23 protein-coding genes and 1 riboswitch are annotated in these 23,916 nt (G+C 59.4%); of the genes, 8 read left to right on the forward strand and 15 right to left on the reverse strand.

Features of this window, described 5'->3' with window-relative positions; all coding sequences use genetic code 11:
- Positions 1-31 precede the first annotated feature (31 nt).
- A riboswitch (FMN riboswitch) is annotated at positions 32-150 on the reverse strand.
- Between the two features lie 95 nt (positions 151-245).
- The 5 genes from HUU46_05110 to HUU46_05130 form a co-directional block, all read right to left on the reverse strand.
- Positions 246-677, reverse strand: a complete 432-nt coding sequence (locus HUU46_05110) for an acyl-CoA thioesterase (GenBank protein ID NUM53003.1) — start codon at positions 675-677, stop codon at positions 246-248.
- 4 nt (positions 678-681) lie between these two features.
- Positions 682-1,182, reverse strand: coding sequence for a hypothetical protein (locus tag HUU46_05115; protein NUM53004.1), 501 nt, complete (start codon positions 1,180-1,182; stop codon positions 682-684).
- Positions 1,179-1,448: a hypothetical protein gene (locus tag HUU46_05120; protein ID NUM53005.1), complete on the reverse strand. Its 270-nt coding sequence runs from the start codon at positions 1,446-1,448 to the stop codon at positions 1,179-1,181. The genes HUU46_05115 and HUU46_05120 overlap by 4 nt, the downstream gene beginning before the upstream one ends.
- Before the next feature lie 88 nt (positions 1,449-1,536).
- Entirely contained in the window at positions 1,537-2,271 is a 735-nt protein-coding gene (locus tag HUU46_05125) for a phosphoadenylyl-sulfate reductase (protein ID NUM53006.1), read from the reverse strand.
- 1 nt (position 2,272) lies between these two features.
- Positions 2,273-4,030, reverse strand: a complete 1,758-nt coding sequence (locus HUU46_05130) for an NADPH-dependent assimilatory sulfite reductase hemoprotein subunit (protein NUM53007.1) — start codon at positions 4,028-4,030, stop codon at positions 2,273-2,275.
- Positions 4,031-4,446: 416 nt separating this feature from the next.
- Here HUU46_05130 and HUU46_05135 point away from each other — a divergent pair, with 416 nt between their 5' ends.
- The 3 genes from HUU46_05135 (at position 4,447) to HUU46_05145 (ending at position 7,088) form a co-directional block, all read left to right on the forward strand.
- Positions 4,447-5,424, forward strand: a complete 978-nt coding sequence (locus HUU46_05135) for a DUF1559 domain-containing protein (protein ID NUM53008.1) — start codon at positions 4,447-4,449, stop codon at positions 5,422-5,424.
- 116 nt (positions 5,425-5,540) lie between these two features.
- Positions 5,541-6,509 carry a cobalamin biosynthesis protein CbiX gene (locus HUU46_05140; GenBank protein NUM53009.1) on the forward strand — a complete coding sequence of 323 codons (969 nt, stop codon included), beginning with the start codon at positions 5,541-5,543 and terminating at the stop codon, positions 6,507-6,509.
- Positions 6,510-6,515: 6 nt separating this feature from the next.
- Positions 6,516-7,088 carry a PepSY-associated TM helix domain-containing protein gene (locus HUU46_05145; protein NUM53010.1) on the forward strand — a complete coding sequence of 191 codons (573 nt, stop codon included), beginning with the start codon at positions 6,516-6,518 and terminating at the stop codon, positions 7,086-7,088.
- Between the two features lie 35 nt (positions 7,089-7,123).
- Here HUU46_05145 and folE read toward each other — a convergent pair whose 3' ends face one another.
- The 9 genes from folE to HUU46_05190 form a co-directional block, all read right to left on the reverse strand.
- A complete protein-coding gene (gene folE / locus HUU46_05150) occupies positions 7,124-7,756 on the reverse strand; it encodes a GTP cyclohydrolase I FolE (protein ID NUM53011.1) in 633 nt (210 codons plus the stop codon).
- Positions 7,695-8,246, reverse strand: coding sequence for a 2-amino-4-hydroxy-6-hydroxymethyldihydropteridine diphosphokinase (folK, locus tag HUU46_05155; protein NUM53012.1), 552 nt, complete (start codon positions 8,244-8,246; stop codon positions 7,695-7,697). The genes folE and folK overlap by 62 nt, the downstream gene beginning before the upstream one ends.
- A complete protein-coding gene (gene folB / locus HUU46_05160) occupies positions 8,236-8,613 on the reverse strand; it encodes a dihydroneopterin aldolase (protein ID NUM53013.1) in 378 nt (125 codons plus the stop codon). The genes folK and folB overlap by 11 nt, the downstream gene beginning before the upstream one ends.
- Positions 8,606-9,349 (reverse strand): SDR family oxidoreductase, encoded by a 744-nt coding sequence (locus tag HUU46_05165; protein NUM53014.1) that lies wholly within the window; start codon positions 9,347-9,349, stop codon positions 8,606-8,608. Before HUU46_05165 ends, folB begins: the two co-directional genes overlap by 8 nt.
- Before the next feature lie 44 nt (positions 9,350-9,393).
- The gene (gene sthA, locus HUU46_05170; protein NUM53015.1) at positions 9,394-10,893 is read right to left on the reverse strand and encodes a Si-specific NAD(P)(+) transhydrogenase; all 1,500 of its coding nucleotides are present in this window, start codon (positions 10,891-10,893) and stop codon (positions 9,394-9,396) included.
- Between the two features lie 122 nt (positions 10,894-11,015).
- Positions 11,016-12,209: a DegT/DnrJ/EryC1/StrS family aminotransferase gene (locus tag HUU46_05175; GenBank protein NUM53016.1), complete on the reverse strand. Its 1,194-nt coding sequence runs from the start codon at positions 12,207-12,209 to the stop codon at positions 11,016-11,018.
- Complete coding sequence (locus HUU46_05180; protein NUM53017.1) at positions 12,210-13,112, reverse strand: NAD(P)-dependent oxidoreductase; 903 nt, start codon at positions 13,110-13,112, stop codon at positions 12,210-12,212.
- Positions 13,113-13,583: 471 nt separating this feature from the next.
- Positions 13,584-15,242 (reverse strand): glycosyltransferase family 39 protein, encoded by a 1,659-nt coding sequence (locus tag HUU46_05185; GenBank protein NUM53018.1) that lies wholly within the window; start codon positions 15,240-15,242, stop codon positions 13,584-13,586.
- 22 nt (positions 15,243-15,264) lie between these two features.
- The gene (locus HUU46_05190; protein NUM53019.1) at positions 15,265-15,915 is read right to left on the reverse strand and encodes a hypothetical protein; all 651 of its coding nucleotides are present in this window, start codon (positions 15,913-15,915) and stop codon (positions 15,265-15,267) included.
- 911 nt (positions 15,916-16,826) lie between these two features.
- On the opposite strand from HUU46_05190, the gene HUU46_05195 reads away from it, so the two are divergent.
- The 3 genes from HUU46_05195 (at position 16,827) to ytxJ (ending at position 20,419) form a co-directional block, all read left to right on the forward strand.
- Entirely contained in the window at positions 16,827-17,141 is a 315-nt protein-coding gene (locus HUU46_05195; GenBank protein NUM53020.1) for a hypothetical protein, read from the forward strand.
- 315 nt (positions 17,142-17,456) lie between these two features.
- Positions 17,457-19,913 carry a glycoside hydrolase family 95 protein gene (locus HUU46_05200; protein ID NUM53021.1) on the forward strand — a complete coding sequence of 819 codons (2,457 nt, stop codon included), beginning with the start codon at positions 17,457-17,459 and terminating at the stop codon, positions 19,911-19,913.
- A gap of 152 nt (positions 19,914-20,065) precedes the next feature.
- Positions 20,066-20,419 (forward strand): bacillithiol system redox-active protein YtxJ, encoded by a 354-nt coding sequence (gene ytxJ, locus HUU46_05205; GenBank protein ID NUM53022.1) that lies wholly within the window; start codon positions 20,066-20,068, stop codon positions 20,417-20,419.
- Here the strand turns inward: ytxJ and queG are convergent.
- Positions 20,364-21,353 carry a tRNA epoxyqueuosine(34) reductase QueG gene (gene queG / locus HUU46_05210; protein ID NUM53023.1) on the reverse strand — a complete coding sequence of 330 codons (990 nt, stop codon included), beginning with the start codon at positions 21,351-21,353 and terminating at the stop codon, positions 20,364-20,366. The two genes, ytxJ and queG, sit on opposite strands and share 56 nt — an antisense overlap.
- 212 nt (positions 21,354-21,565) lie before the next feature.
- Between queG and HUU46_05215 the strand changes: the two genes are divergently transcribed.
- Together HUU46_05215 and HUU46_05220 are read left to right on the forward strand one after the other, a co-directional pair.
- Complete coding sequence (locus tag HUU46_05215; protein NUM53024.1) at positions 21,566-22,162, forward strand: RNA polymerase sigma factor; 597 nt, start codon at positions 21,566-21,568, stop codon at positions 22,160-22,162.
- Positions 22,141-23,445, forward strand: coding sequence for a FecR domain-containing protein (locus tag HUU46_05220; protein NUM53025.1), 1,305 nt, complete (start codon positions 22,141-22,143; stop codon positions 23,443-23,445). The genes HUU46_05215 and HUU46_05220 overlap by 22 nt, the downstream gene beginning before the upstream one ends.
- Positions 23,446-23,916 lie beyond the last annotated feature (471 nt).

The raw sequence follows: 23,916 nt of genomic DNA on the forward strand, positions 1-23,916 counted from the left end.
ACACGCCCGCAGAACCGTCCTGCGGTCTAAGTGTCATCTTCTTTCATCCGGACTATACCGTCGGCCCCGGAGTTCCACCGGATCCTGTGGCAATTGCCACTCGCGGGCTGTACCGCCGATCGGGAATTTCACCCTGCCCCGAAGATGATATGTTGATAATATGTTACCAGAGGGGGAGAAAAACTGTCAATTTGAGCAGTTTTGGTTTCGACGGTTCGCCGACTCGTCCCTGCTAACCCGACAACTCACCTGGAACACGAGCCGAGCACTTCTTTTAATGGCTCCGGCAGCGGCACGGCCTTGCCCACTGCGTAATCCACCCAGGCAATTACTGTCGTTCCGTCTGCCACTACCTCGTCCGTGCCCGCGCGGAAGAGGTGGTGTTCGACCGTGAAGCTCTTCGTACCAACCTTGACGCACCGGATGCCCGCCTCCAACTCAGCGGGATACTGAACTTGCTGGCGGAAGTTGATCGTCGCCGACACAATCGCGGGTGCTTGTCGCTCACCCTCCTTGTACTTGAAGATGTTTACCGACTCGAAGAACTTCATGCGCGCCGTTTCAAAGTAGCGCGAGTACATAGCGTTATTTACGTGCCCGTAGGCGTCCATATCGCCCCAGCGGACGGTGATAGGAACAAGCTGGCGGTATGACCTTCGATAGATTGGGGAATGCACCGACTCAGAGGTCCTTAGCGTAGGTTCGGAGGTGATTGAAGTTCACCGCACTGCCGCCCACGCCGGAAAGATAATGATACAATTGCGAATCGTCCGTTAGTACTACGGCGCCACCCGTGGCAAGTTCGGCGATACCAGCGTCCGCGATCCCAAACTGCAGGAACTCCCTTCGCTGCGCCAACACTGCGGACTCGCGAACGAATTCTTTGCATTGGAATATGATTTGCCGAAGGTTCGCGCGCAGCACGGGTGGTGGAGGGCTTGCGCTATGCCCCATCAGGTTGCTTGCTTCAGACAATATATGCGGCGTGACAAGGTGCACGTCGAATAGACTGAGAGCGTTTTGCAGAACATAGTAGTCTTCATTGGTGAACTGAGCTGTACGCTTGAAAGAAGTAATGCAATTAACGTCCGTTAGCCCAACTATGAGTAGCAAAAGTATGTTGGTGTCAACCACAATCCCTTGTTTCTTGTGCGATTGGCTCAGGCTGAGAAGCTCGTTCACTGAAGCTGCCTGATCTTCATAGCCGATATTTTGCCGTTTTTTCTATCGACAGTGAACGTCTTATATATCCGAATGCGCTTGCCTGTAAACGTGTCGAACGGCCCCTTATCTGACCAGCGCGGATGAAATCCCAGCGTCACATGCCACTCCTGCTCGTCTTCCGAAAGTTCCACCTCTTCAAGCATGATATCCGCGATCCCATCGGAGTCGAGTAATTCGTGAAGGTATGCAGAAGCAATCTTCACTGCTTCTTTAACTTCAATCATATACCTCATCCTCTGAATTAACGCGGATAGTCATCTCTTTCATCGAAAAAGCCACCCCGCGCATGCTAAAGCAATGTTTTCGGGGAACTCAAATCCCGCTGCCTCCTAAATGGATGCCGCATTCCTTGCTGGAATCCGGGTCGAGTTGGTTGAACCAGCGCCAGCGGCCGGCGCGTTTGTCCTCCCATGGCTTGGTGGGCGTGGTGCAGATTTTGCACCCGATGCTGGTGTACCCCATGTCGTAGAGCTTGTTGTAGGGAATTTCGTTCGTGCGGATGTAGGCCCACACCTGATCCTCGGTCCAGTCCGCCAGCGGATTTAGTTTGAGGACGTCGTGCGTTTCCATCCGCACGATTTCCGCCTTCGCGAGTTTCCTTCGCGAATTCGATTGATCGCGGCGGCGCCCGGTAATCAGCGCGTCGACCGTTTCCATCGCACGCTCATTCGGCTCGACTTTGCGAATCGTGCAGCAGTATTCCTGTTTCTCCTTCGTGTCGAAAAACAGATACTCACCATGCCGATCGACCATTTGTTTCACGCGGTTCGGGTCCGGTTCGAACCGTTCGATTTTGATTCCGTACTTTTTTTCGATCGCATCGATGACCTGGTACGTTTCATCCGGCAAACGCCAGGTATCAATCGTGAAGATGCGCAGCTTGGGCGCGACTCGGCTCGCCATTTCGATCTGCACGCAGCCGGTGTTCTGCAGGCTCGTCTGGATCGCGGCGCGGTCGCCGTAGGTTTCGTAGGCCCACTTGAGCATCTCTTCGGGCCCAAGGCCTTCAAGGTGTTCGAGCAAATCTGTCTGCGCAACGGTAGCCATCTTATACGTGAACAACACCCGCGAGGTGCTGTTTTACTCCATCGACACCGACGCGCGCCGACCAATCGCCGAAGCGCTCGCCGTTATTGCGGTTTGCTTTCCACGCGCTCAACAGCGCGGACACGGCCGCCGCGATGTCCTTGCCTGTCAGCTTCTCCGCGACGAGTTCGTTCAATCGCGTGCCGTTGAAATCGCCGCCGGTGTAGATGACGTAGCGATCCGATCCGCTCCCGACAATACCGATCTCCGCCGAGCGTGGGCGCGAGCAGTTGTTCGGGCATCCACTCATGCGAATGATCACATCCGAGTCGCCGTGACCCGCCGCTTCGATGTCGTGAATAATGCCCGGCATGGCGCGTTCCGATTCCGCCAGCGCGAGACCGCAGAAGGGGAGAGCGGGGCAGGCCATTTCCATGCGGCGCAACGGTGAGATTCCGTCGTCTGTCGGAATGCCGTGCGCATCGAGCAGCGCCTGGACCTTCGGCACGTCTTCGTCGCGAATATGCGAGAGGATGACATTGTGATGCGGCGTCAGCCGCACGCCGCACCTGAACTGCTCGACAATCTTTCGCAACCCGCTGCGGAACTTGTACGACCCGTCGAAATCGCGAATGCGCCCGTTCTCGATCCACACGCCCACGTAGTTCAGTCCCTGCTGAATTTGCTTGTGCCAGCCGAGGTAGTCGGGCTGATCGGTGGGTTTGACGCCGCGCGGGGGCGCGTAGGTGCGGCCCGCGTACTCGAAGACCGTCGCGGCGAACTTGTCCCAGCCCCAGTCGTCGATCAGGTATTTCATGCGCGCGTGACGCCGGTTCGCACGCCCGCCGTGATCGCGTTGCACTTTCACGATCGCTTCGAGCAGCGGAACCAATTCGTCTTCATTCACGAACGCAATGGCCGTGGCCATGCGCGCGTAGGTCTCCGGTTTGCGGTGCGTGTATCCCAGACCGCCGCCGGCCAACACTTCGTACCCGACAATCGCGCCGTCTTTCGTTACTGCGATGATGCCGACATCCTGTGTGTACACATCGACCGAATTGTCGAAGTCAGCCGCCAAACCGATTTTGAACTTTCGGGGCAGGTAGGTCTTTCCGTATATCGGGTCCTCGACGGTTTCCTTCGGCGCGGCAATCTCGTACGTGCCGTCCTCGTGCGTCTTCACTTTTTCGTCGTCGATCCAGAGGTCGTAGTACGACCGCGTTTTCGGCATGAAGTGATCGCTGATGCGCCGCGCAATGTCGATCAGGTCCGCGCTGCACTTCGCGTACCGCTGATCGATATCCGCTACCGGCGCCGCCATCGTGTTGCGAACGACATCTCCGCAGCCGCCGAAGCTCGTCATCTTCCCGAACACGTTGAGGTCGTGAATCAGGGGGCGCAGATTGCCTTTTATGACGCCGTGAAATTGAAAGTCCTGCCGCGAGGTGACGCGCAAATCGTCCTGGCCATATTTCCCGCATAAGTCATCGCACACCAAATACTGTTCCGCGCTGAGCGCCCCGCCGGGAAACTTCGTACGGACCATGAACTTGTAGTCCCAGTCCAGCCCCTGTTTTTTGCGCTCGGTGCGCGTATCGCGGTCGTCCTGCTGATACGAGCCGTGATGCTTGATGAGCTGCGTCGACGGATCGCTCAGGTAGGGATTGGCGTCGCCGATCTCGGTTATGAGCGCGCCATAAAGCCCAAGACTGTTTTCCTTTATGCCTTCGACAGGCGTGAGCTTTGCGCCCGAGCCGTTTTCATCCTTTTCATCAGCCATCCGTCACGTTCCTTCACGTTGTAGCGAGCAAGCCTCAATCATTACATACACGATAATGAAAGTCAATTATTCCCAATCTCAAGCGGTTTCATGCGTTAGCAGGGCCGGAGCGCGCTGGCTGGACCGAGTCTAATTGCAAATCAAAGGACTCTAAAAAAATCTCTTGATTAGTATACTTAACTTGTGTATCATTCGGCTTAACAAGGCCCGCCTCCGGTGACGGATAAGGCGTTAAGAGCGTCCAGGCTGCCTATCCGCAGCCGAACTGCCCTGAACCGCCGGGTATCCGAAGGGGAAGCGCAGCCTTGTGTTGGTAAAGGCATTGGCAAAAAAGCCAGGCCTGAGCGACCGCGGCCGGTTACGTTTGGCGACTTCCCGGCGACGATGCGCTCAGGCCGGCGTAGGAGACATCTGCCATGAATCGTTCCACCCGCATCGGCTTCACGCTCATCGAACTGCTTGTCGTCATCGCCATTATAGCGATCCTGGCGGCAATACTGCTACCGGCATTGGCCCGCGCACGCGAGGCCGCGCGCCGCGCAAGCTGCCAGAACAACCTCAAACAGTGGGGGATCGTATTTAAGATGTTCGCCGGAGAGTCCGATGGCGAACGCTATCCGCGCCTCCAAACATCGTGGGAGAAGATCACGAACTGCGACACCGGCGCGACGGTCTACCCCGCGATTCCGTTTGTGGGCGCACCCACTCACTGGCTCAACCCGCAAATGAGCGAAGTGTACCCGGAGTATCTGACGGACGTTGCGCTCGCGTCGTGTCCATCCAGCGCGCTCGTCTCGCGGGAGGATTTCACAAACCCGGCGACGGGCGAGTCCGAAGCCCACTTGGTGTGTTTCGAGAATGTCCCCGGACCGACTTTCGGTAAATGGACGAAGGAGCGCGGAATGCCGCTGCTCGATGAAGCCTACTGGTACACCGGCTATGTGCTTGATCGCACGGACGAAGACGATCCGCAGGCGCCCATATCCGAACTCGAAAGCGATGCGATCGGCGACGGCCCCGCGCAACTCGTGTACGGCATGGCGCTCGCCATTGGCAATTTCTTCGGCGGCGAAGTCGGCCAGGATCTTGACCTCTCTTCGTATGGTTCGGGTCTTGGCAACGCGGGTGGGGACACGGTTCGCCGGCTGCGCGAAGGCGTCGAACGGTTCTTGATTACGGATATCAACAGTCCCGCCGGGTCGGCGCAGGCCCAGAGCGAGGTGTGGATTTACACCGACCGCCTCAGCAGCGACGTCTCCCAGTACAACCACATCCCCGGCGGCGCCAACGTGCTCTACATGGATGGGCATGTCGAGTTCGTCAAGTACAACGACGAAGCGCCCGTGCTTCCCGGAGTGGCGGAAGTCTTTGGGCAGTTGAGCCTGCACGGTTAGCAGGCGTTTGGCGCCAGGCGCATGCCGCCCTTCTTCTCGATTGGGGACGGCATGCGCCGGCCCCGCCCCATTGCATGTAACCAACAATCCTTATTTCACGGAGAAATACTTCAGTCATGTGCACCAGAAATCTCTGTCGTTCGCTTCGGAAGGAATGCCGCTGCAACCTTGTCTGTGTTGCCGCCGTGCTCCTGTCACTTCTGTCGTTCGGTTGCACCCCACATACGGTTGACGCGGCGGATTCGTCGTCCGGATTGAAAACGGGGGTGCTGCTTGTCAATCACGGATCACATTCGGAGACTTGGCGGAACGCGCTGCTCGAACTCGAACAAAACGTGAGCGCCGAGATACTTGAGTCAGGGTATGTGCAAGGGACCAAAACGGCGTTCATGGAATACAACGAACCGTCCATCGCCACCCGCTTGAAGGAGTTCGATCGGGAAGGCTACACGGACGTGATCATTGTTCCCGTCTTCCTGACGGTAAGTCCGCACTCCTTCGAGGACATTCCGACAATCATCGGACAGAAAGAGGACCCCAACTCGATGGAGATGTTGAAGCTGGAACGCATCGAGCGGTACACGCCCAAGGCGCGGTCGCGCATATCGCCCCTGCTCGATTTCACCGACATTCTCGAGAAGAACGTGCTGCGGCGCGTCGCGGCGTTGTCCCAGCACCCGGAGAAGGAGGGACTTGTCTTGATCGGATACGGCGACGAGACGTACGAGAGGGAGTGGGGGCAACTCTTTGATCGGGTCGCCGAACACGTGAAACAACACACGGGAATTGCCGAGCACTCGTATGGATGGTGCGGCCACATCGCCCATTACGATCCCAAGCAAACAACGGAAGCGGTGGAGAAGGTTTTGTCCAAGAAGGAAAACGCCATTGTCATACCGGTGTTAGTGGCCCACGACGAGAATTTCCAGATTGGCATCATTGGAAAAGGGATCGAGGGCGTGAAAGACGGAAAAGCGAAAGTCCGCTACAAACCCGACGCGATACTGCCCGACCCTGAGGTCGAACGCTGGGTCACGGCAACCGCGATCGAGCATGCGAAACAGGCCGCACAACCGCGTTTGTAGGCCGCCATGCCTCGAAGGACGAAGTACAGGCTGCGAAGGCTGAACATCGCGACGCACCGGGACCTCGGGTATTTCTTCTCGTCGTTGATCGTTGCGTACTGCATTTCAGGCATTGCATTGAACCACGTGGACGATTGGAACCCCGATTTCATTGTGCACAAACAAACCGTGCGGCTTGACCGGGCCTACACGAAGGCAGAGATCGACGACCTCGCGATCGCCGCGTTCGGGACGTTGGTGGGCGAGGAGCGGTACAAGGTATATGACTTTCCCACGCAGGACCAGGTGAAAATCTACTACGACGACGCGTCGCTGCACGTCTACCTTTCCGAACAGGAGGGTAAGTACGAGCGGATTGTCAGACGGCCCGTTTTCTACCAGGTCAACGTGTTGCACCGGAACAGTCTGAAGGGTTGGAAATGGGCATCCGACATCTTTGCCGCCATGTTGATCCTGATTAACGTCACGGGGCTGTTCATCCTGAAGGGGAAACACGGCATCGGGGGCCGGGGCAAGTGGCTGATCGCCGCTGGATTCGCCCCGCCCCTGATCGCCGTACTCATCCATGCGTTCCGGTGAGCCGCGCCGGATCGTTGCGCCCGGCCGGCTTTACCTTACAGCCCCTGCACGAACTTCGGGGTCCGCCCGATCAGATTGAGGAACTCCGAACGCGTCGCTGAATCCTTCAGAAAACTTCCGAGCACCGACGACGTGGACATGATGGAATGCTGTTTTTCGACGCCGCGCATCATCATGCACATGTGCCGGGCTTCGATGACGACGCCCACGCCTTCGGCGCTGGTGACATTCATCACTTCCTGCGCGATCTCGTGGGTCAATCGCTCCTGTATCTGCAGGCGCCGCGCATAAAAATCGACGATTCGCGACAACTTGCTGAGACCGATCACCTTTTCCTGCGCGACGTATCCGATGTGGCACACGCCGAAAAAAGGCAGGATGTGGTGTTCGCACAGGCTGTACAGTTCAATATCGCGAGAAATGATCATGTTGTTCGCGTGCGACTCGAATACGGCCCCATTCACGATCTCGTTCAAGTCCGCCCGATACCCGGACGTCAGGTAGTCGTACGCTTCGGCCACGCGCTCCGGCGTTTTGAGCAGGCCCTCGCGATTCGGGTCTTCCCCGATCTCGACGAGCAGTTCGCGTACGAGTTGTTCCACACGTTTAATGTTCACGTCTTGACTCCTCGGCGACGATTCGCCGGCACGCTTCGGTGACGTCCGGATCCACGCAAAGCCCCGCTATTGGCAGCCCCGCGGCGATCTCGCGTAACGTCGTAGTCGTTCCCGCCACGACCCAATCCGGGGCGATCTCCGCCAATGGGACCGCAAGAAAAGGCCGATGCTGAATGTCCGGATCGGGAATGTGTAAACCCGGCTCGCAGACTATTGTATTCCCGTACAGGGCGATATCGAAATCGATCGCGCGGGGCGCGTACTTGTCCGCCGTCCGAATTCGCCCCAACCGCGCCTCGATACCGCGTAACACATCGAACTTCAGGTCGCGCGCTGAAATGCCGGTGCGAATGCGGCACGCTCCGTTGAGGAATTCCGGCTGCCCCGGCGCGCCCAATGCCGCTGACCGATAGAAGGTCGATACCGATACGATGAAAACACTTTCCTTCAGCAGGGCGAGCGCCCGAGGCACGTTGCTTTCCGGCGTGATGTTCGATCCGATCGCGAGGAGGACTTCGGTTTGGCCGCCTTCAGCCGGCATGACCGTCGCGATGGCGCGTGATCTCGATCGCTACGCTTCTCGCGAACCGCAGCGCGCCCGGTTTGTCCACCGAAACGTGGACCATTTGCACGCGCGGTTCGCGCAGGCACGTGTCCGCGATCGCTTGGGCCAACCCTTCGATTAGAAAGAAGCTCGAATTCTCGACGAGCGCGAGGATCGACTGCTTGACACGCTTGTAGTCAACCGTGTCGTCGATGCTGTCGCTCGAACACGCGTCGCGCAGGTCAGCCTCCATCACGACCGTGATTATCACATCCTGCTTGTTTACGCGCTCTTCGGGATTGATCCCGACGATACACTGGCTCGCCAGTTCGCGAATGCAGATTCGGTCGAGAGGCCTAGCCACCGTACATATTTCCCCGCAGGTTTCGCCCGCCGTCCACGTAAATCGTTTGCCCCGTGATGAAATCACTCTTCAACAGAAAAAGTATCGCGGCGGTCACATCGTCGGCGCAACCGTAGCGGTTTAGCAGGTTCGAGGACGCCAGACCCGCGAGATACGATTCGTCCTTGCCCGCCGGCGGCAGCACAAGGCCCGGTGCGATGCCGTTCACGCGAATGAGCGGCGCCAGCTCGACCGCCATGATCCGTGTCAGCGTGTGAAGCATGCGCTTGCTCAAGTGATATGCCAGGTGTTTTCTGTCGTAGTCCGCGATCATGCAGTCCAACATATTCACCACTGCGCCGGGCTTCCCGTGCGCGTGCATCGCGCGCGCCAGCAGCGCGGGGGACAGGGCATGCAGATTCATGTTTGCATGGACTTCGTCAGCCGTAAGCCCTTCAAGTGTCGACTCCGGAAAACGTGATGCGTTGTTGATCAGAATGTCGATGTTCCCCGCCGACGCTATCGCCTTCTCCATTACCGTCGCAGCCGCGTCGGGATCGGACAAATCGCCCTGGACCGTCCAGGCGCGCACGCCGGTCTTCTCGATTTGATGTGCCAGCGTATCCGCCTCGGCCGATGACGAGCCGAAGTGAATAACGACGTTCGCGCCCTCCGCGGCCAGCGCAAGCGCCGTAGCGCGGCCCAAACGTTTCGCACCACCCGTGACGATAGCGGTTTTTCCGGATAGGGAAATCATGATGGGGAGAGTATCACAGATTCCCCGCGTCTCAGTGGACGAAACTAATGCGGGGCGCCGCCCGGCGAATTCGCGGCTGTTTCGTCGACCCACACCTCTTCCGCGCCCGACGTTTTCGGGGCCTCGAATTCGCCCCCGGTCAACGCCGATGCGCCGATACGTTTGAGTCCGTTCAACGCCGCGATTTTGTAGGCTTCCGCAAGCGTCGGGTAGTTGAACACAGTGTCCACGAAGTAACTGATCGAACCTCCGAACGACATCACGGCCTGGCCGATATGCAGCAGTTCGGAGGCCCCATCGCCGATGATATGCACGCCCAACAGTCTGCCGGTCTTTTGATGGAAGACCAGCTTCAGAATGCCCGTCTCGTCGCCCATGATCTTGCCTTTGGAGACTTCGCGGTACCGCGCGATGCCGATCTCGTAGGGCACCTCCTCGTCCATCAGCTCGCGTTCGGTCTTCCCAACCATCGAGATTTCCGGGATCGTGTAAATTCCGTACGGCAGCAATTGCGCCTCGACCTTGAACGGCACGCCGAACGCGCGGCACGCCGCCTGCCTTCCCTGTTCCATCGACGTAGAGGCCAGCGCCGGAAAACCGATGATGTCGCCCGCGGCGTAGATGTGCGGCACATTGGTCTGAAGGTTTTCGTTCACCTCGATTAACCCGCGCGAACTCGATTTTACGCCCGCCGCGTCGAGATTCAACGCCTCGATCGCGCCCGCGCGCCCCGACGCAAACAGGAGCATGTCGGTTTTGATCTCGCGGCCGTTAGACAGCGTCGTAATGACCTTGCGGTTATCGTCTTCCCGGATCTCCTTGAAGTCCTTGCCGAGATAGAGCGTCACGCGCTCGTTGCGCATGTGATAGGTGAGCGCCTCGCAAATTTCCGGGTCGACAAAGCGAAACAACTCCGTGCGCCGATCGAGCAAGCGCGTATCGACGCCGATCGCCGCGAACATGCACGCGTATTCCGTTCCGATGACCCCGGCGCCAATGATCAGCATGCTCTTCGGCAACGTATCGAGATCGAAATCCCGCTCGAAGAGACGATCGGTATCGATGATATTGCGCGCGTTGAATGGCACTCGATCCGCGCGATAGGGCACCGTGCCCGCCGCAATAATGATCTTCTCCGCCTCGACCGTCGTCAGATTATCGGCGGACGAAACCGCCACCACGTTGGGCGACTCAAATCGCGCCGTGCCGTTGAGTATCTCGACTCCGGTGCGCATCATGCGGTCGCGCGCCACTTCGACCTCGTGCTGGATGACCTGATTGATGCGCTGGCGCAACTCGCCAAACGTCACGCGGCGCTTCACCGCGTAGCTGCGCCCGTACGCCGCGCGGTGCCGGAACCCGGAGAAATGCAGGATCGCCTCGCGCAACGTCTTGCTCGGTATCGTGCCGAGGTTTGTGCACACCCCGCCGACGACGTCCTGCTTTTCGACGATAACGACTCGCTTGCCGAGTTTTACCCCCTGGATGGCGGCGCGCTGTCCCGCCGGTCCCGATCCAATGACAAGCAGATCAACCTTCTGCATTCGGTCTACCCCCTCTGCCCGGGTCCAACCCTTGCATTAACGCTTCCCGATCGAACGCATGATGATAATCGTATTCGTCTCCGTAATCGATCTTGCGCTCGGACCCCGTTTCCCGCGGTTATTCATCGCCTGCAGCACGTCCGTATGCACTGCACCAGATATTCCACCGCGTCGTCGGTCAAACGCGGATGAATCGGCAGCGTTACCTGCGTCTCGAAAATCGCCTCCGCGTTCGGGAATTGCCCCGGCCTGAACCCGCGCCGCTGGAACGCCGTGCTCCAGTGCAGCGGAATGTAGTGCGTGCCGATTTTGATACCGAACTCCGCGATCATCGTCGCGATGAATTGGTCTTTTGCCATGCCAAACTCGCGCGCATCGATGCGAAGCGGGAACAGGTGAAACACGTGCTTGTTGCCCGGCTGCACGGTTGGCAACGCCAAGCCCGGCACGTCTTCGAGTCCCTCGCAAACCATGTCTGCGATCTCGATACGCCGCTGGTTCATCGCGTCGAGTTTTTTCAATTGAATGCTGCCAACCGCGGCCTGGGCGTCCGTCATGCGGAAGTTGTAGCCGCAATCGTCGAAGTCCTGCCACCACGGCCGGTCGCCAATGGGAAATTGGCTGGAATCCAGCGAACAGTACTTCGTGCTCGCGCCATGCACCCGCGTGCAGTGCGAACGATACAGCGCGATCCGCTCGAACAACGCGGGATCGCTCGTCGTAATCATGCCGCCTTCGCCCATTGTCGACATGTTTTTCTGTTCGTGAAAACTGAAGCAGCCCGTAGCGCCCATGCTGCCGGCTTTGCGCCCGCGATACTCCGCGCCGGGCGCATGGCACGCATCCTCGACCACCGCAAACCTGTGCTTTTTCGACAACGCGAGAATCGTGTCCATGTCGCAGCATTGTCCGTAGAGGTGAACGGGCAGCACCGCTTTTGTATTCGGCGTCAGCCGCGCTTCAATTTGCGACGCGTCGATATTGCAGGATTCGGGATCAATGTCGACGAAATCGACTTCCGCCCCGAGCGTCGCGCCGGCGGCGGCCGTCGCGATCCAGGTCATTGGCGTCGTCAGAACGCGGTCACCCTTCCCGACTCCCAGGCCCACGAGCGACAAGAACAGCGCCGCGGTGCCGTTCGAGCAGGCCCGCGCGTACCCGGCGCCGCAATATTCCGCAAACTCCTTTTCGAACTGCGCGCACGCGGGCCCGCTCGTGGGCGCATGCTTGCGCAACACTTCGATTACCGCGCGCTCCTCGTCGTCTCCGTACGTCGCCCCGAATTTGCTCTCGAGCTCGAACCGAATCGCCCCCATTTACACCTTTCCCTTCGCCGCGGCCAATACCAATTCGAGGCCCTCATCCAACCCCACCATCGGTGTCTTTAGCAGTCCCCTGGCCTTCGCGTTGTCCAGCGACACATCGCGCGGCCGCGGCGCACGCCCCTGAATTCCCGACGGGTCCTGCGCAACTACCAGTTCTTCGTCAAGCCCCAACCGCCGCGCAATGCGCCGCATCATCTCATGCCGGTTCAACCGGTCGTTGCCGCTCAAGTGCACTATCCCACGATGCTCGTGGCCGGCGAGTTCCAGCAGCGCGCGGCCCAAGGTGATCACGTCCACCGGCGTGCGCACTTCCTGCGCGGGGGTCGTCACCTGCTTGCCCTCGCGCAGCGCGTGCGCCATGCGCGATACGAACGAATTCCCCTCGCCCAGCACCGGCAATCCCATCACCAGCGCGACGCGAGCGATAAGATAGTTTCCGCCGAATTCCTTCACGGAATTCTCCGCGCGCACTTTGGTGTCCGCGTAAAAATTGATCGGACGAGGAACGTCTTCCTCGGTATACATCCCGCGCTCGCCGTCGAACACGTTGTCTGTCGATAAAAACACGAAGCGCGTGTCGTGGTCCCAGCACAATTCCGCCAAGTCATGGGCGTACGTGTAGTTCACCCGCGTGGCCAGTTCGCGGTTCGATTCGCATAGATCGATGTCGGCGATCGCCGCGGTATGCACCACTGCCTCGGGATCGACGTCGTGAAACACGTCGTGGAACGCGTCCAAATCGAACGGATCGAAGGAATGCCACACCAACCCCGCGCGATCAACCGGCGCAGCGCCGCGCGACGCCGCGTGAACTTCCCACGCGCCCTGCGCCGCCTCGATAATGCTCCCCGCTACAAACCCATTCGCGCCGGTCAGCAGTAGGCGCTTCGTCATCTTCCGCTCCCAATCCGATTACCCCAAGTATCCGCATGAGAATATACGGTCGCCGCCGCCGCGCACAACGCGCCCGCCTCTTTCGCGTCTATTATGTAGAATCCTTCGGTGCGGCGAGAAATGCTCACGTGTAAGCTCTTGAGCGCGCCGTCTTTTTCGTGCTCATGCTCGTGAGCCGTCATCGTACTCGCGCTCGATACTCGAAACGATCGAGTACGATGACGAGCATGAGCACGAGCACGCGGTGCAGCCGGCCGTGAGACGCGCTATCAGGCATTTCTCACCGCCCCACGACGCCGCAGTGTGCGCGTCTTGTTTGAATGCACGGGAGCCACATCCCCCTAAATCCCCCTTCAAAAGGGGGACTTAATACAGCGCGATCGACGTCAATCTGCAATTCTTAAGTCCCCCTTTTGAAGGGGGATTTAGGGGGATGTACGAGCGCACTTCAATCGCAAACAATGTGTGCACTCAATCGCGCGCCACCCTAAGAATCAGCAGGTGCCCATCCCCGGCAAGCAACCACGAGCGATACGGCACGCGCTCCAATTCCACATACCCTTCGCGGGGCAGAAATGACACGGCGTACAGATCATCAATGATCCACCAGGGCCGGTCGCCCGTGTGCATGGCCGGTTTCTCCGGATGCAGCGCACGGTACGTCTCGCTGGTGTACACGCCATTGAATTCGTACCCGCCATCAATCTGATCGTCCGTCGCGCCGTATTTTGTACGCAGGATCGCGATAGCATCCCACCGTGCGCGGTTCCACGCGAGATAGTCCTGAATCCCCGCGAGCGCCGCCACGTACATCGCCAACACGCACGAGGCCGCGGCAATGCGCGCGACGCGCCCACGCAGCGTTAGGCGTGACGCGACGAGAATGAACAGTGGGATCGCACCAGGCAACAGGTAGCGGTCGAAGTAAATCGTCAGCGCGGGATTGAGCGGGCTCAGCAGCAGCATCCCCGACCACAGGAACAAGTACCAATGCTGGGCGCGGCGAATCGGGTGCGTCGTTCTCGTGCGTCTTCCCTTGTTCGGCCTCAGCGTACCGATCGTTTGCGCGGCCATCGCGCCTGCGGCAACTGCCGCAGCAATCGTAATGCCCCTCCACGCGCCCGCCGGCAACTCGACCGGCGACCATTCTCGATCCGCATACATCGTGTCGTAAAACGTTAACGGCCCGACGCCGAAATCCCGAAGCAAATTGGGCAAACGGGGGAGGGGCTGCACGCCAATCGCCATCAGAATCGTGAAATACCCGGCGATACAAACGAAACACGTCCATTGGGTCCAACGCCACCGCACGCGTTTCGTCAGCACGCCGGCGAGCGCGGCCATGGCAATCGGCAGGATAAACAACCCCAAGTATGGCAAGAGCGAAAACAATGCGTTGAACACGATGTTCAGTTGCGTCTTGAGCGTCGTGTTGCCGGCGAGTCCGATGCGTTGCAGCGGACTGTCCGGCTGTGCGCTCAGCACAGCGAACGCCACGACGACCACGAGCCACGGCGCAAGTACCGCGGCGGCGTGCACCACGCGTGGACGAAACACTGCCCGCCGATATGTCACAAGCAGCGCGGCGGCGAATGCGACCGTGGACAGGACGCCGTATTGCCGGTTGCTGAATGCCAGCGCGGCGGACGTGCTCCCCAACAGCATATCGATAGCGCGCCCGCGCCGAAGCGCCCGCAGATAGAAAAAGCCCGACGCCATCATCGGCGCGAGGTACGGCACCTCGGTCATGAAGGTGTACGACAGGTTCAAAAAGAGCGGATTCGCGAGCAGCGTCGCGCCGCACAGCAGTGACATGCCGCGCGTTGCGCCCGCTTCCCGCGCGCAGCGCGCCGTCAACCAAACGGCAATCAACCCGAGCGCGATCGTCGAAACGCGCAACACGGTGTACGAGAATCCGAACACCCAGCAGAACGCCGCACCCCAAAACGTTTGGAAAATGGCGTACGCGGCGCGATACATGTGCGGAACGAATTCGTGCCGCTCGTACAGGGTCTCCGCCATCGACGCGTAGACCCAATCGTCGTTCAACGGAAAATTGCCGGCCGGAGGGACCAGTACGACGGTAAGGAGAAAGAGGGCCAGAAAAGGCGGCAGATACGACCGCCGCACCGCTCCAATGACCGCCGCGGCGCTAATACTTCTTGTTCTCCTTCTCCTTCAAACGAGGAACCAGGATGGGCGGCGTAACGGGTCCCGGCTCGACCGTGTCGGACGCTTCCTCCGCCGGGGCATCCTTCGACTTCGTCTCCGGCTCCCAGTCTTGCAAGTGCAGTCCAATGACCTTCAACCCCTCGACCTCGCCGGTTTCGATCCTGCGATCGATCTCCTCGTTCGATACCGGCTGGTTGTCTTCCGTGTAAAAGTAGGCCCCGCCAATCTTCCGCAACTGGCGCAACGTCTCGACGTCCGCCGCGCGAATGGCCTTCTCCTCGGGCGTCTCTTCCTTCGGCGCGGCCTGCTGCGCAGCGGCAGATTTTGCTGGAACGGTCTTCTCGCCGGGCTTGGACTCACCCGCCGGCGACTCCGCATCCGCATCCGTTATCACGCCACGCGGCGCAGACGGCATCAACTCCTTCTGCATGTTGAGACTCTTCGCGTCGACCGTCTCAACCTTCCCGCTCGGACCCTTCACCGTGAACTGCCCGTTCCGGCCCACCAGATCGGTTGCCCCGGAACTCGCTCCCTGGTCCGCCGCAATAGACACGCATGCGAACAACAGCGCCGCGACCACCGGGCCAACGCCGTGCTCCTGGACCAAGTACCGTATGCGTACGGTTTTCATGATCCGAGTATACGTCTTCCGAGTCGCGGAATGCATCGGGGATTATGAATGCGTATTGGACCATGCCGATTATTGGATAAACACGCGGTAAACGGCAGGTTAAGTGAGCACTGACACGTGGTAAACGACTGCAAGAATCGAAGCCTAAATCCCAGGGTCGAGAGTCGGTCTCGGTTGCTGTAGTTTTGCCTGATTATTGCAGTCTGTAGTCCGTGAATTTCCCCGAATTTCCGTCCCTGAATTTCCTGAATCTTCCCAGTAACATCCTAACGAAACGCAAATTGCGAACTAATACTCTCACCGGATTCTATTGTGGTTATGTGCGTATCTTGTCCGCAGACCATATAGTTACCTATTGATTAAATATCGGTAATATGCTATAGATATCATCCAGCCGTGGAAGGAGGTGAATATAAGACGGCGTTCAAGGCCCGGTGTGGCTCCAGACTGATCAGTCTGTCTGCTCCTTGGTGTTTGGGCTTGGAAAGCGACCAAACTCAGTGCAAAACGAACCGAGGGAGTCTGATTCTATGACAATTCCAGGTGCATGTGAGATTGTGGGAAAAGGTAGTGTGGGCGAGTCGGGCGAGTGGTCCATTTCGATTCGCGAGGTAGGTGGCGGCACACCGAAAATGATGGTCGTACGCCGTGGCAATTCGAACTTGTGCCCTAACACGGGTGCCGAAGCGGCACTTGCGATCAACGGAAAGATCGCTGCTGCGGGAAACATAACCGCCCCAGGCGCGAAGATTCAGGCTGAGGCAAGCCCTGGCGATGTCGTTGTCGCGGCGGTCCATACGGTACCGCTCAATAACGGGGTAGTCTGCTATACGCTTGGCAATCTCGAATACACTCTCGAAGAGTGCGATCTCGTCTACGCGCACGGGGCGGGGAGCGCTGCTGCGGACCCGATGTGCATTGCGACTCGGGATTGGTATGCGTGGAATAACTTGATGCCCCCGAAGCCGGACGACTTCCACGTTACAGGCGAGGTCCAAGTAGGGAATCCCGGCATCGAAGTACTTCTGACTCCAAGGACACCTCAGGGGATAAATCCAACGATTCTTATCCTCGACCTAATTCTGGTACAGCTTCCCGGAGTCTGGCCCCAGGTGGTCGTGTGGAAGCCGGTGCGCTACGACAAAAATAACGCCACTTACAAGCAAGTCCAGATTTTCTACCGTGCGTGCGAAGTCGCAAACATTCCCGTGGTAGACGTTCACTAATTCCGCGTCGCGCGCCGCCTTCTCCAAATGGAGAAACGGAGAAGGCGGCGCTGGGTAGCTGTTTCAGATCGGTTAAGACTAACTCGGGGGATAAGTGGGGACATCCACCTGTCGTTTTCGGCCTACTTTTCGTAGGATAGCGTCAAGTGGCGCGCGAACGGCGTATCAAGGACTTTGATGTCCATTTCGGCGCCCACTTGCGCGCGCACCGTACGGCACGACGCTAGGTTGCGGGGCTGCATCCAATCCGCTTAGATTGAGCCACGTACAATTCCGTGGGGCCTTATGCGATCGCTAATCCTTTTCACAACCGCGATGCTCTCAGGTGGGTTCGCGCACGCTGACGACGCATCCCTTCAGAACCGCAACACGCTCTGGTACGACGCACCTGCCGAAACGTGGTCGTCTGCGCTGCCAATCGGCAATGGGCGGATCGGCGGCATGGTCTTCGGCGGCGTCGAGCGCGAACGCATCCAGTTGAACGAAGACAGTCTCTGGTCCGGGCATCCCTACGATGCGGACAATCCGGAGGCCCGCGAACATCTCGACGAAATCCGCGGCCTGCTGTTTGCCGGCAAGTACAAGGAAGCCGAAGCGCTCGCGAACAAATACATGGTCTGCAAGGGCCCGGGCTCGAGCACCGGCAACGGCGCCTACGCCGCCTTCGGTTCGTATCAGACCCTTGGCGACCTCACGTTCACCTTTCCCGAAGGCGCGATCTCCGATTACCGCCGCGCGCTCGATGTCTCGACGGCGGTGGCGACGGTCGAATACACACAGGACGGCGTGCGCTTCACCCGCACGATGTTTAGCAGCGCACCGGACCGGGTGCTCGTGCTCCATTTCACCGCGGACAAACCCAAAAGCATTTCGTTTGATGTGACGCTCGATCGCGATCCGCGACGCTGTTCGCGCTACAACAAAAACGATTCCCGCATCGAACCCTTCGATCGGGCCGAACCCGAGGGAAAAGAATGGCCTTTGCGCGCGCGCGCCATTGGACACAACGCGCTCCTGCTCAGGGGCCGCACCATGCTCGGCGACAGCATGGAATTCGACGCGCGGCTCGTCGCGCGAAACGATGGGGGAGACGTGACCGCGCACGACGCTACGCTGTCGATCAAGAACGCCGACAGCGTTACCCTGCTTCTCGCTGCGAATACGGAATTCATGTTGGATCCCATGGAACATATTGCGTGGGACTACGTAGAACGCAAGAACCCGGCAGCGTACAGTAAAACGCAGCTTCGGCGGGCGGAAGAAAAATCCTTTTTAGACCTCCAACACGCGCACGTCACCGACTATCAGTCCCTCTTCAACCGCGTGTCCCTCGATCTCAGCGGCGCGACGGCAACGCTGCCCACCGATAAACGCCTCCTGGCCGCCGCGCAGGGCGCCGTTGATCCCGCGCTCGTTGAACTCTACTTCAACTATGGCCGCTACCTTCTGATATCGAGTTCGCGTCCCGGCGATCTGCCGGCGAACCTTCAAGGCATCTGGTGCGACCACTACCGCGCGCCGTGGAACTGCGACTATCACCACAACATCAACGACCAGATGAACTATTGGCCCGCGGAAGTCTGCGACCTCGCCGAGTTGCACGAACCATTCATCAAATACATAGATATGCTCCGGGAACCTGGGCGCCGCACGGCGAAAGTCCAATATGGCGCGCGCGGTTGGGTCGCGCACACCATTTCGAATGTCTGGGGTTTCACGTCGCCCGGAGAAAACCCCTCATGGGGGCAATTCACGTGCGCGGGCGCGTGGCTCTGCCAGCACGTCTGGGAACACTACGCGTTCAACCCCGATCCCCAATACCTCAAACGCGCCTACCCGATCATGAAAGAGTCCGCCGAGTTCTATCTCGATTTTCTCGTGAACGATCCCCGGCGCGGCTGGCTCGTGACCAGCCCTTCAAACTCGCCCGAGAACCATTTCAAGACCGCCGACGGGACCGTCGCGAGCATTTGCTACGGCCCCTCGATGGACATGCAAATCCTGCACAATCTCTTCTCCAACTGCATCGACGCTTCGACGGCGCTCGGCGTGGACGAAGACTTCCGCACACGGCTCGCGGACGCGCGTTCAAAACTCGCGCCACCGCAGATTGGCAAGCACGGCCAGTTGCAGGAATGGATTGAAGATTTCGACGAGCCCGAACCCGGCCACCGCCACATGTCGCACCTGTTCGGCCTGCACCCCGGCAACCAGTTCACGCTGCGCGGCACGCCGGAACTCGCGAAGGCCGCGCGCGTCTCGCTCGAACGCCGATTGGCGAGTGGGGGAGGCCACACCGGTTGGAGCCGCGCATGGATCGTCAACTTCTGGGCACGACTCGAAGAAGGCGACAAGGCGCTCGAAAACATTCAGGCGCTGCTCGCAAAATCCACCTTGCCGAACCTTTTCGACAACCATCCGCCTTTTCAAATCGACGGCAACTTCGGCGCTACCGCCGGCATCGCCGAAATGCTGCTCCAGTCCCACGCCGGCGAAATCCATCTGCTGCCCGCGCTGCCGAAGGCGTGGCCGAGCGGAAGCGTCAAAGGACTCCGCGCGCGCGGCGGCTTCAAAGTTTCCATCCGCTGGGAAAACTACGGCGTCGCCGTAGCGAGCATTACTACATCCCAAAAGGGGCCGTGCACGCTCCGCTCGAAATCCCCTTTGCGCCTCGTCGGAGAAGGTCTCGACGCCGCTGTCGTTCGGCCCGAACCGAATGTCCTGACCTTCGATGCGGAACCGTGGAAAACGTACACCTTCGCTCCGAAGTAGGGCGTTGGCCCGTGCCACGCCGATGTATGGGCGCGCCCTGTTTGACTCTGTCGTCTGCCGCGGCCTATCGTTTCGCGATGCTTGCCAATCTGCTGCCGCTATTGCGAAGCGTGTTCATGCCACGCTTGGATTTCGAGGGTGCCGACGCCAACATGAAAGCGCTAACGTCCCTTCCCGAATTGGACGACTGCCTGATCGCGTCCGCCGAGAAGCCCGTCCTGATCTTCAAACACAGCACCGCCTGTCCCATCTCGTCGCAGGCGTACCACGAAGTCGCGAAGTACATCCAAAACGCTTCCGAATCGGACCCGAAGGTGTACTTGGTGAAAGTGATCGAAGCCCGCCCCGTCTCAAACCAGATCGCCGACGAACTCGCGCTCCAACACAAATCGCCGCAATTGATTCTCGTCAAGGATCGCTCCGTGCTGTGGTCGTCATCCCACTACGGCATCAACGAACAGGCGATTCGCGAAGCGGTGACCGGGCGCCGCCATTCACAGTCGTAACGGAAACGCTTTGGTTTTCCGCCACGATCCGAGCGTTGCGTTTCAGGCCAGCCAGTTTCGCGCGCATGATCGGCGTCCCGGCGAAGCGCGCGAGAAAATCCCGCTCGTCCAGCGCACTGATTTCTTCCGTGCGGAGATGGGCGTTTCCCGGCCTCGGCAGAAAATCCGCCTCGGTGGTCTCTCGCAGTTTCCGGTTCCACGGGCAAACGTCCTGGCACACGTCGCAGCCGAAGACCCAATCGCCGAACTTCTCCGCTAACTCGTCCGGCACGTCTCCGCGGTTTTCAATGGTGTGGTACGAAATGCAGCGCCGCGCGTCGACGACTTTCGGCTGCACGATCGCCTGCGTCGGGCACGCATCGATGCACAGCGTGCAGCCGCCGCACAAATCCGGAACGGGGGAGTCCGGCGCGATCCGCGCGGTCGTGACGATCGCGCCAAGAAAAAAGTACGAACCCAGCTCGCGGCGAAGCAGCAGGCTGTTCTTTCCGATCCACCCAACCCCAGCGCGCTCCGCCCACGCCTTCTCCATCACCGGCCCACTGTCCACGCACGGATAAACGCCCGTGCCCGGCTCGAGCTCCGTTACGAACGCCGCGAGTTTCCGCAAGGGCTTTTCCAACACGCGATGGTAGTCGCGCCCCCACGCATAGCGCGAAACCCGCCCCGCACCCGCGACGGGCTCCGGCCGGTTCGCGAAGTAATTCCGCGCCACGACGATCACCGAGCGCGCGCAAGGCAGCTTCCTGGAAACGTCCGTGCGTACGTCGCACGTGCGCCGCATCCACTCCATACTCGCGTGATACCCCGCATCGAGCCATTGCGCCAGACGATGCTCGGGGTCGATCGCGGTCGCCTCGGCAATACCGCAGGCGTCAAAACCCAGCAGCGCGGCCTTGTCTTTCACGGCGTCGGCTAGTTCAGAAGGTGACATGACGCGTCCACCTTCACACGCCAAAGGGCACGCTGTCAAAGTGCATTCGCGCGAATCCCAGGGGCTTCATCCTTGGCTGCCCGATTCGTCAATATCGTTCCAAATTGGAGCAATCCATGCGCCGCGCCAGCCAAACTACCACTTCGTCTGCGTACAGTTTAAGAAGCTCGGTTTCTGGACATCCCCTATAGAGACATGAACTAATCACCACTATGCAGTTTGAAGATGCACAGTTGGTGTACCTCTGTCTTGAGGGGGATACCCAAGCCTACGGTCGACTGGTGGACCACTACCAGGGCGCTGTCTACGCCACCGCGTACTACTACGTCGGGCGCTACGGCGCTGCCGAGGACGTCGCGCAGGACGCCTTCTTCGAGGCGTACCGGCACCTGCGGCGCCTCGAGGACCCCAGCAAGTTCGGCCCGTGGCTGAAAGAAATCACCACGCGCACCGCCGCAAACTGGTTGCGCAAGCACAAGAAGCGGCTCGGCGCGGAAACACCGCTTCCGTACAAGCGGCCTATACAAATTGAAGACCATCGCCAGGGTCCCGGCGGCAGTGCCGAACGGGCCGAGGTATTCGACAAGGTGCATCACGCAATCGATGCACTGCCCGAACGCTACCGGCTCCCGGTGGTGCTCCGGTACCTCCAGGAACTCAGCTACGAAGAGATCAGCGAGTTCACCGGCGAGTCGAAAGACGAAGTCCGCGGAATTCTGCAGCAGGCGGTCCGCAAGTTGCGCGACACGCTGTACGCGGCGGACGAACCGAACGAGGGCGGCAAGAATTGGTTTCGTGCACGCGAGTAGAAGGCACGCTTCAGGCGTACATTGACGGAGAGTTGGGCGACTCCGATCGCGCAATCTTCGAGCAGCACGTCGCCGAATGCGAGTCGTGCCGCGACTCGCTGCGCACACAGCAGCGCGCCAATGCGACCCTCTTCGCGGTGTTCGCCGACGACCGGCTCGATGCGCCGCTGCGCTACCGCGTGCTTGCGCACCTCCCGATGATGGAAGTCATGCCGCGCGATTCCGACAGCGTGGTCGACTTGATCAACGAGCGCGCAAAGAACCCGCGCACCACGTGGGTGTTGGTTGGCAGGCTCATGCCCGCCGCGGCCATCGCTATCCTCGTGTTCGTCACCCTGGTCCTCTACAATTATTCCGAAACCCACGATCTCGGCAATGTCACCAGCATCGGCATGGTGACCAATGCATTTGGCGATGCCCTCCTCGTGCCCGGCGACGGGCCAATGTCCCAGCCCGCGGAATTGCAGAAGCTCATCACTCGCGGAGACCGCCTCGAGACCCGGAGGGGCAGCTTTTTGATGGTTTCCCTCACCGGTCCGACCTCCGTAAAAATTGGGTCGAGCACGAGCCTGCGCGTCACCGATGCGCGGAACATTAGCCTCGAACGCGGCAAAATCTGGTTGGATGTCGGACGCGACGGAAAGCTCTTCCGCGTGAACACGCCGCGCGGCGAGGTTACCGTGTTCGGCACGTGTTTCAGCGTCTCGTACGTAAACGAATTGACCACCGTGACCGTCGAGCGGGGCGAAGTCCAGGTAGAAACGGACCAGGAATTCTGCGCCCTCGAAGCCGGCCAACGCGCAGAAGTATCCGGCGATGGCGCGCTCTCCGAGCCAAGCGCGGTGGATGCAAAGATCGAGAACGCGTGGGCCCGCGTCATCACGCCCGATCCGCTGGCAGAAAGCGCGTTCAATAGCCGCGTCCAAGTCACGTCGCCCGCGGCGGAAATGCCGTCGCGCAGCGTGTACGTCGTCGATACCTTCGGCGGCACCGTGTCGTCGTTACGAATTTACTGGCAGCCATCGGCCGAGGCAGAGCCCGCCGACTTTCGCTCGTACGATCTGTACGTGTTGGGCGAGAACGGCGAGCCTATTGTTCATCGCAGGCTTCAAAGCAGCAAGTTTGCGGCGCCGGGCGCCAGTTCGCTCGATATTCCGCTCGATACGCCGATTTCGGGAATGAAATCCATTGAGATTCGATTGGTTCCGGACTACTTGACCGGATCCACCGAACTGAAGGACGTCGAAGTGAAGGCCGACGTCCTCATGAAAACAGGCTCATAACATGTCGTTCGGGACGACATGTTCACTGCTCAGGCCGGAGAGGCGGGTAACTGAGGGCTTACGTTACAAGTCTACCTCAAGTCACTCCTTCCCCAAGAGTAACTGCAGCCAGGAAGCTTCAGGTGCTCGCCTCTCCGCTGACTACCAAAGGACGTTGAATCGGGGATTCGGAACCGGCAGAACGCTTCGGGGCGTTCGTACAATAAGGAAAGAACTGTCTATCTGCGCTGGAAGAACGAAGCTCGAAAAATAAAAGACAGTAGCCGTCGGGGTCGACTACTGTCTACCTGCACAGGCTCAGCCACACAATACGAACTAACTGCTCGGTAAGTCGGCTCGTACGCCTCACCTGCGCCCGGATTGTACCATGCAGAATCCACTTCTGCAAATGCCGAATCCTGTAGGCATGTCAACAGTTCGGAGTGTGACTTTCTGCCCCACCGACTCCTTGCTGCACTGCGTCTCCCTGAC

It is taken from the genome of Candidatus Hydrogenedentota bacterium (genome assembly GCA_013359265.1).
Lineage (GTDB): Bacteria > Hydrogenedentota > Hydrogenedentia > Hydrogenedentales > SLHB01 > JABWCD01.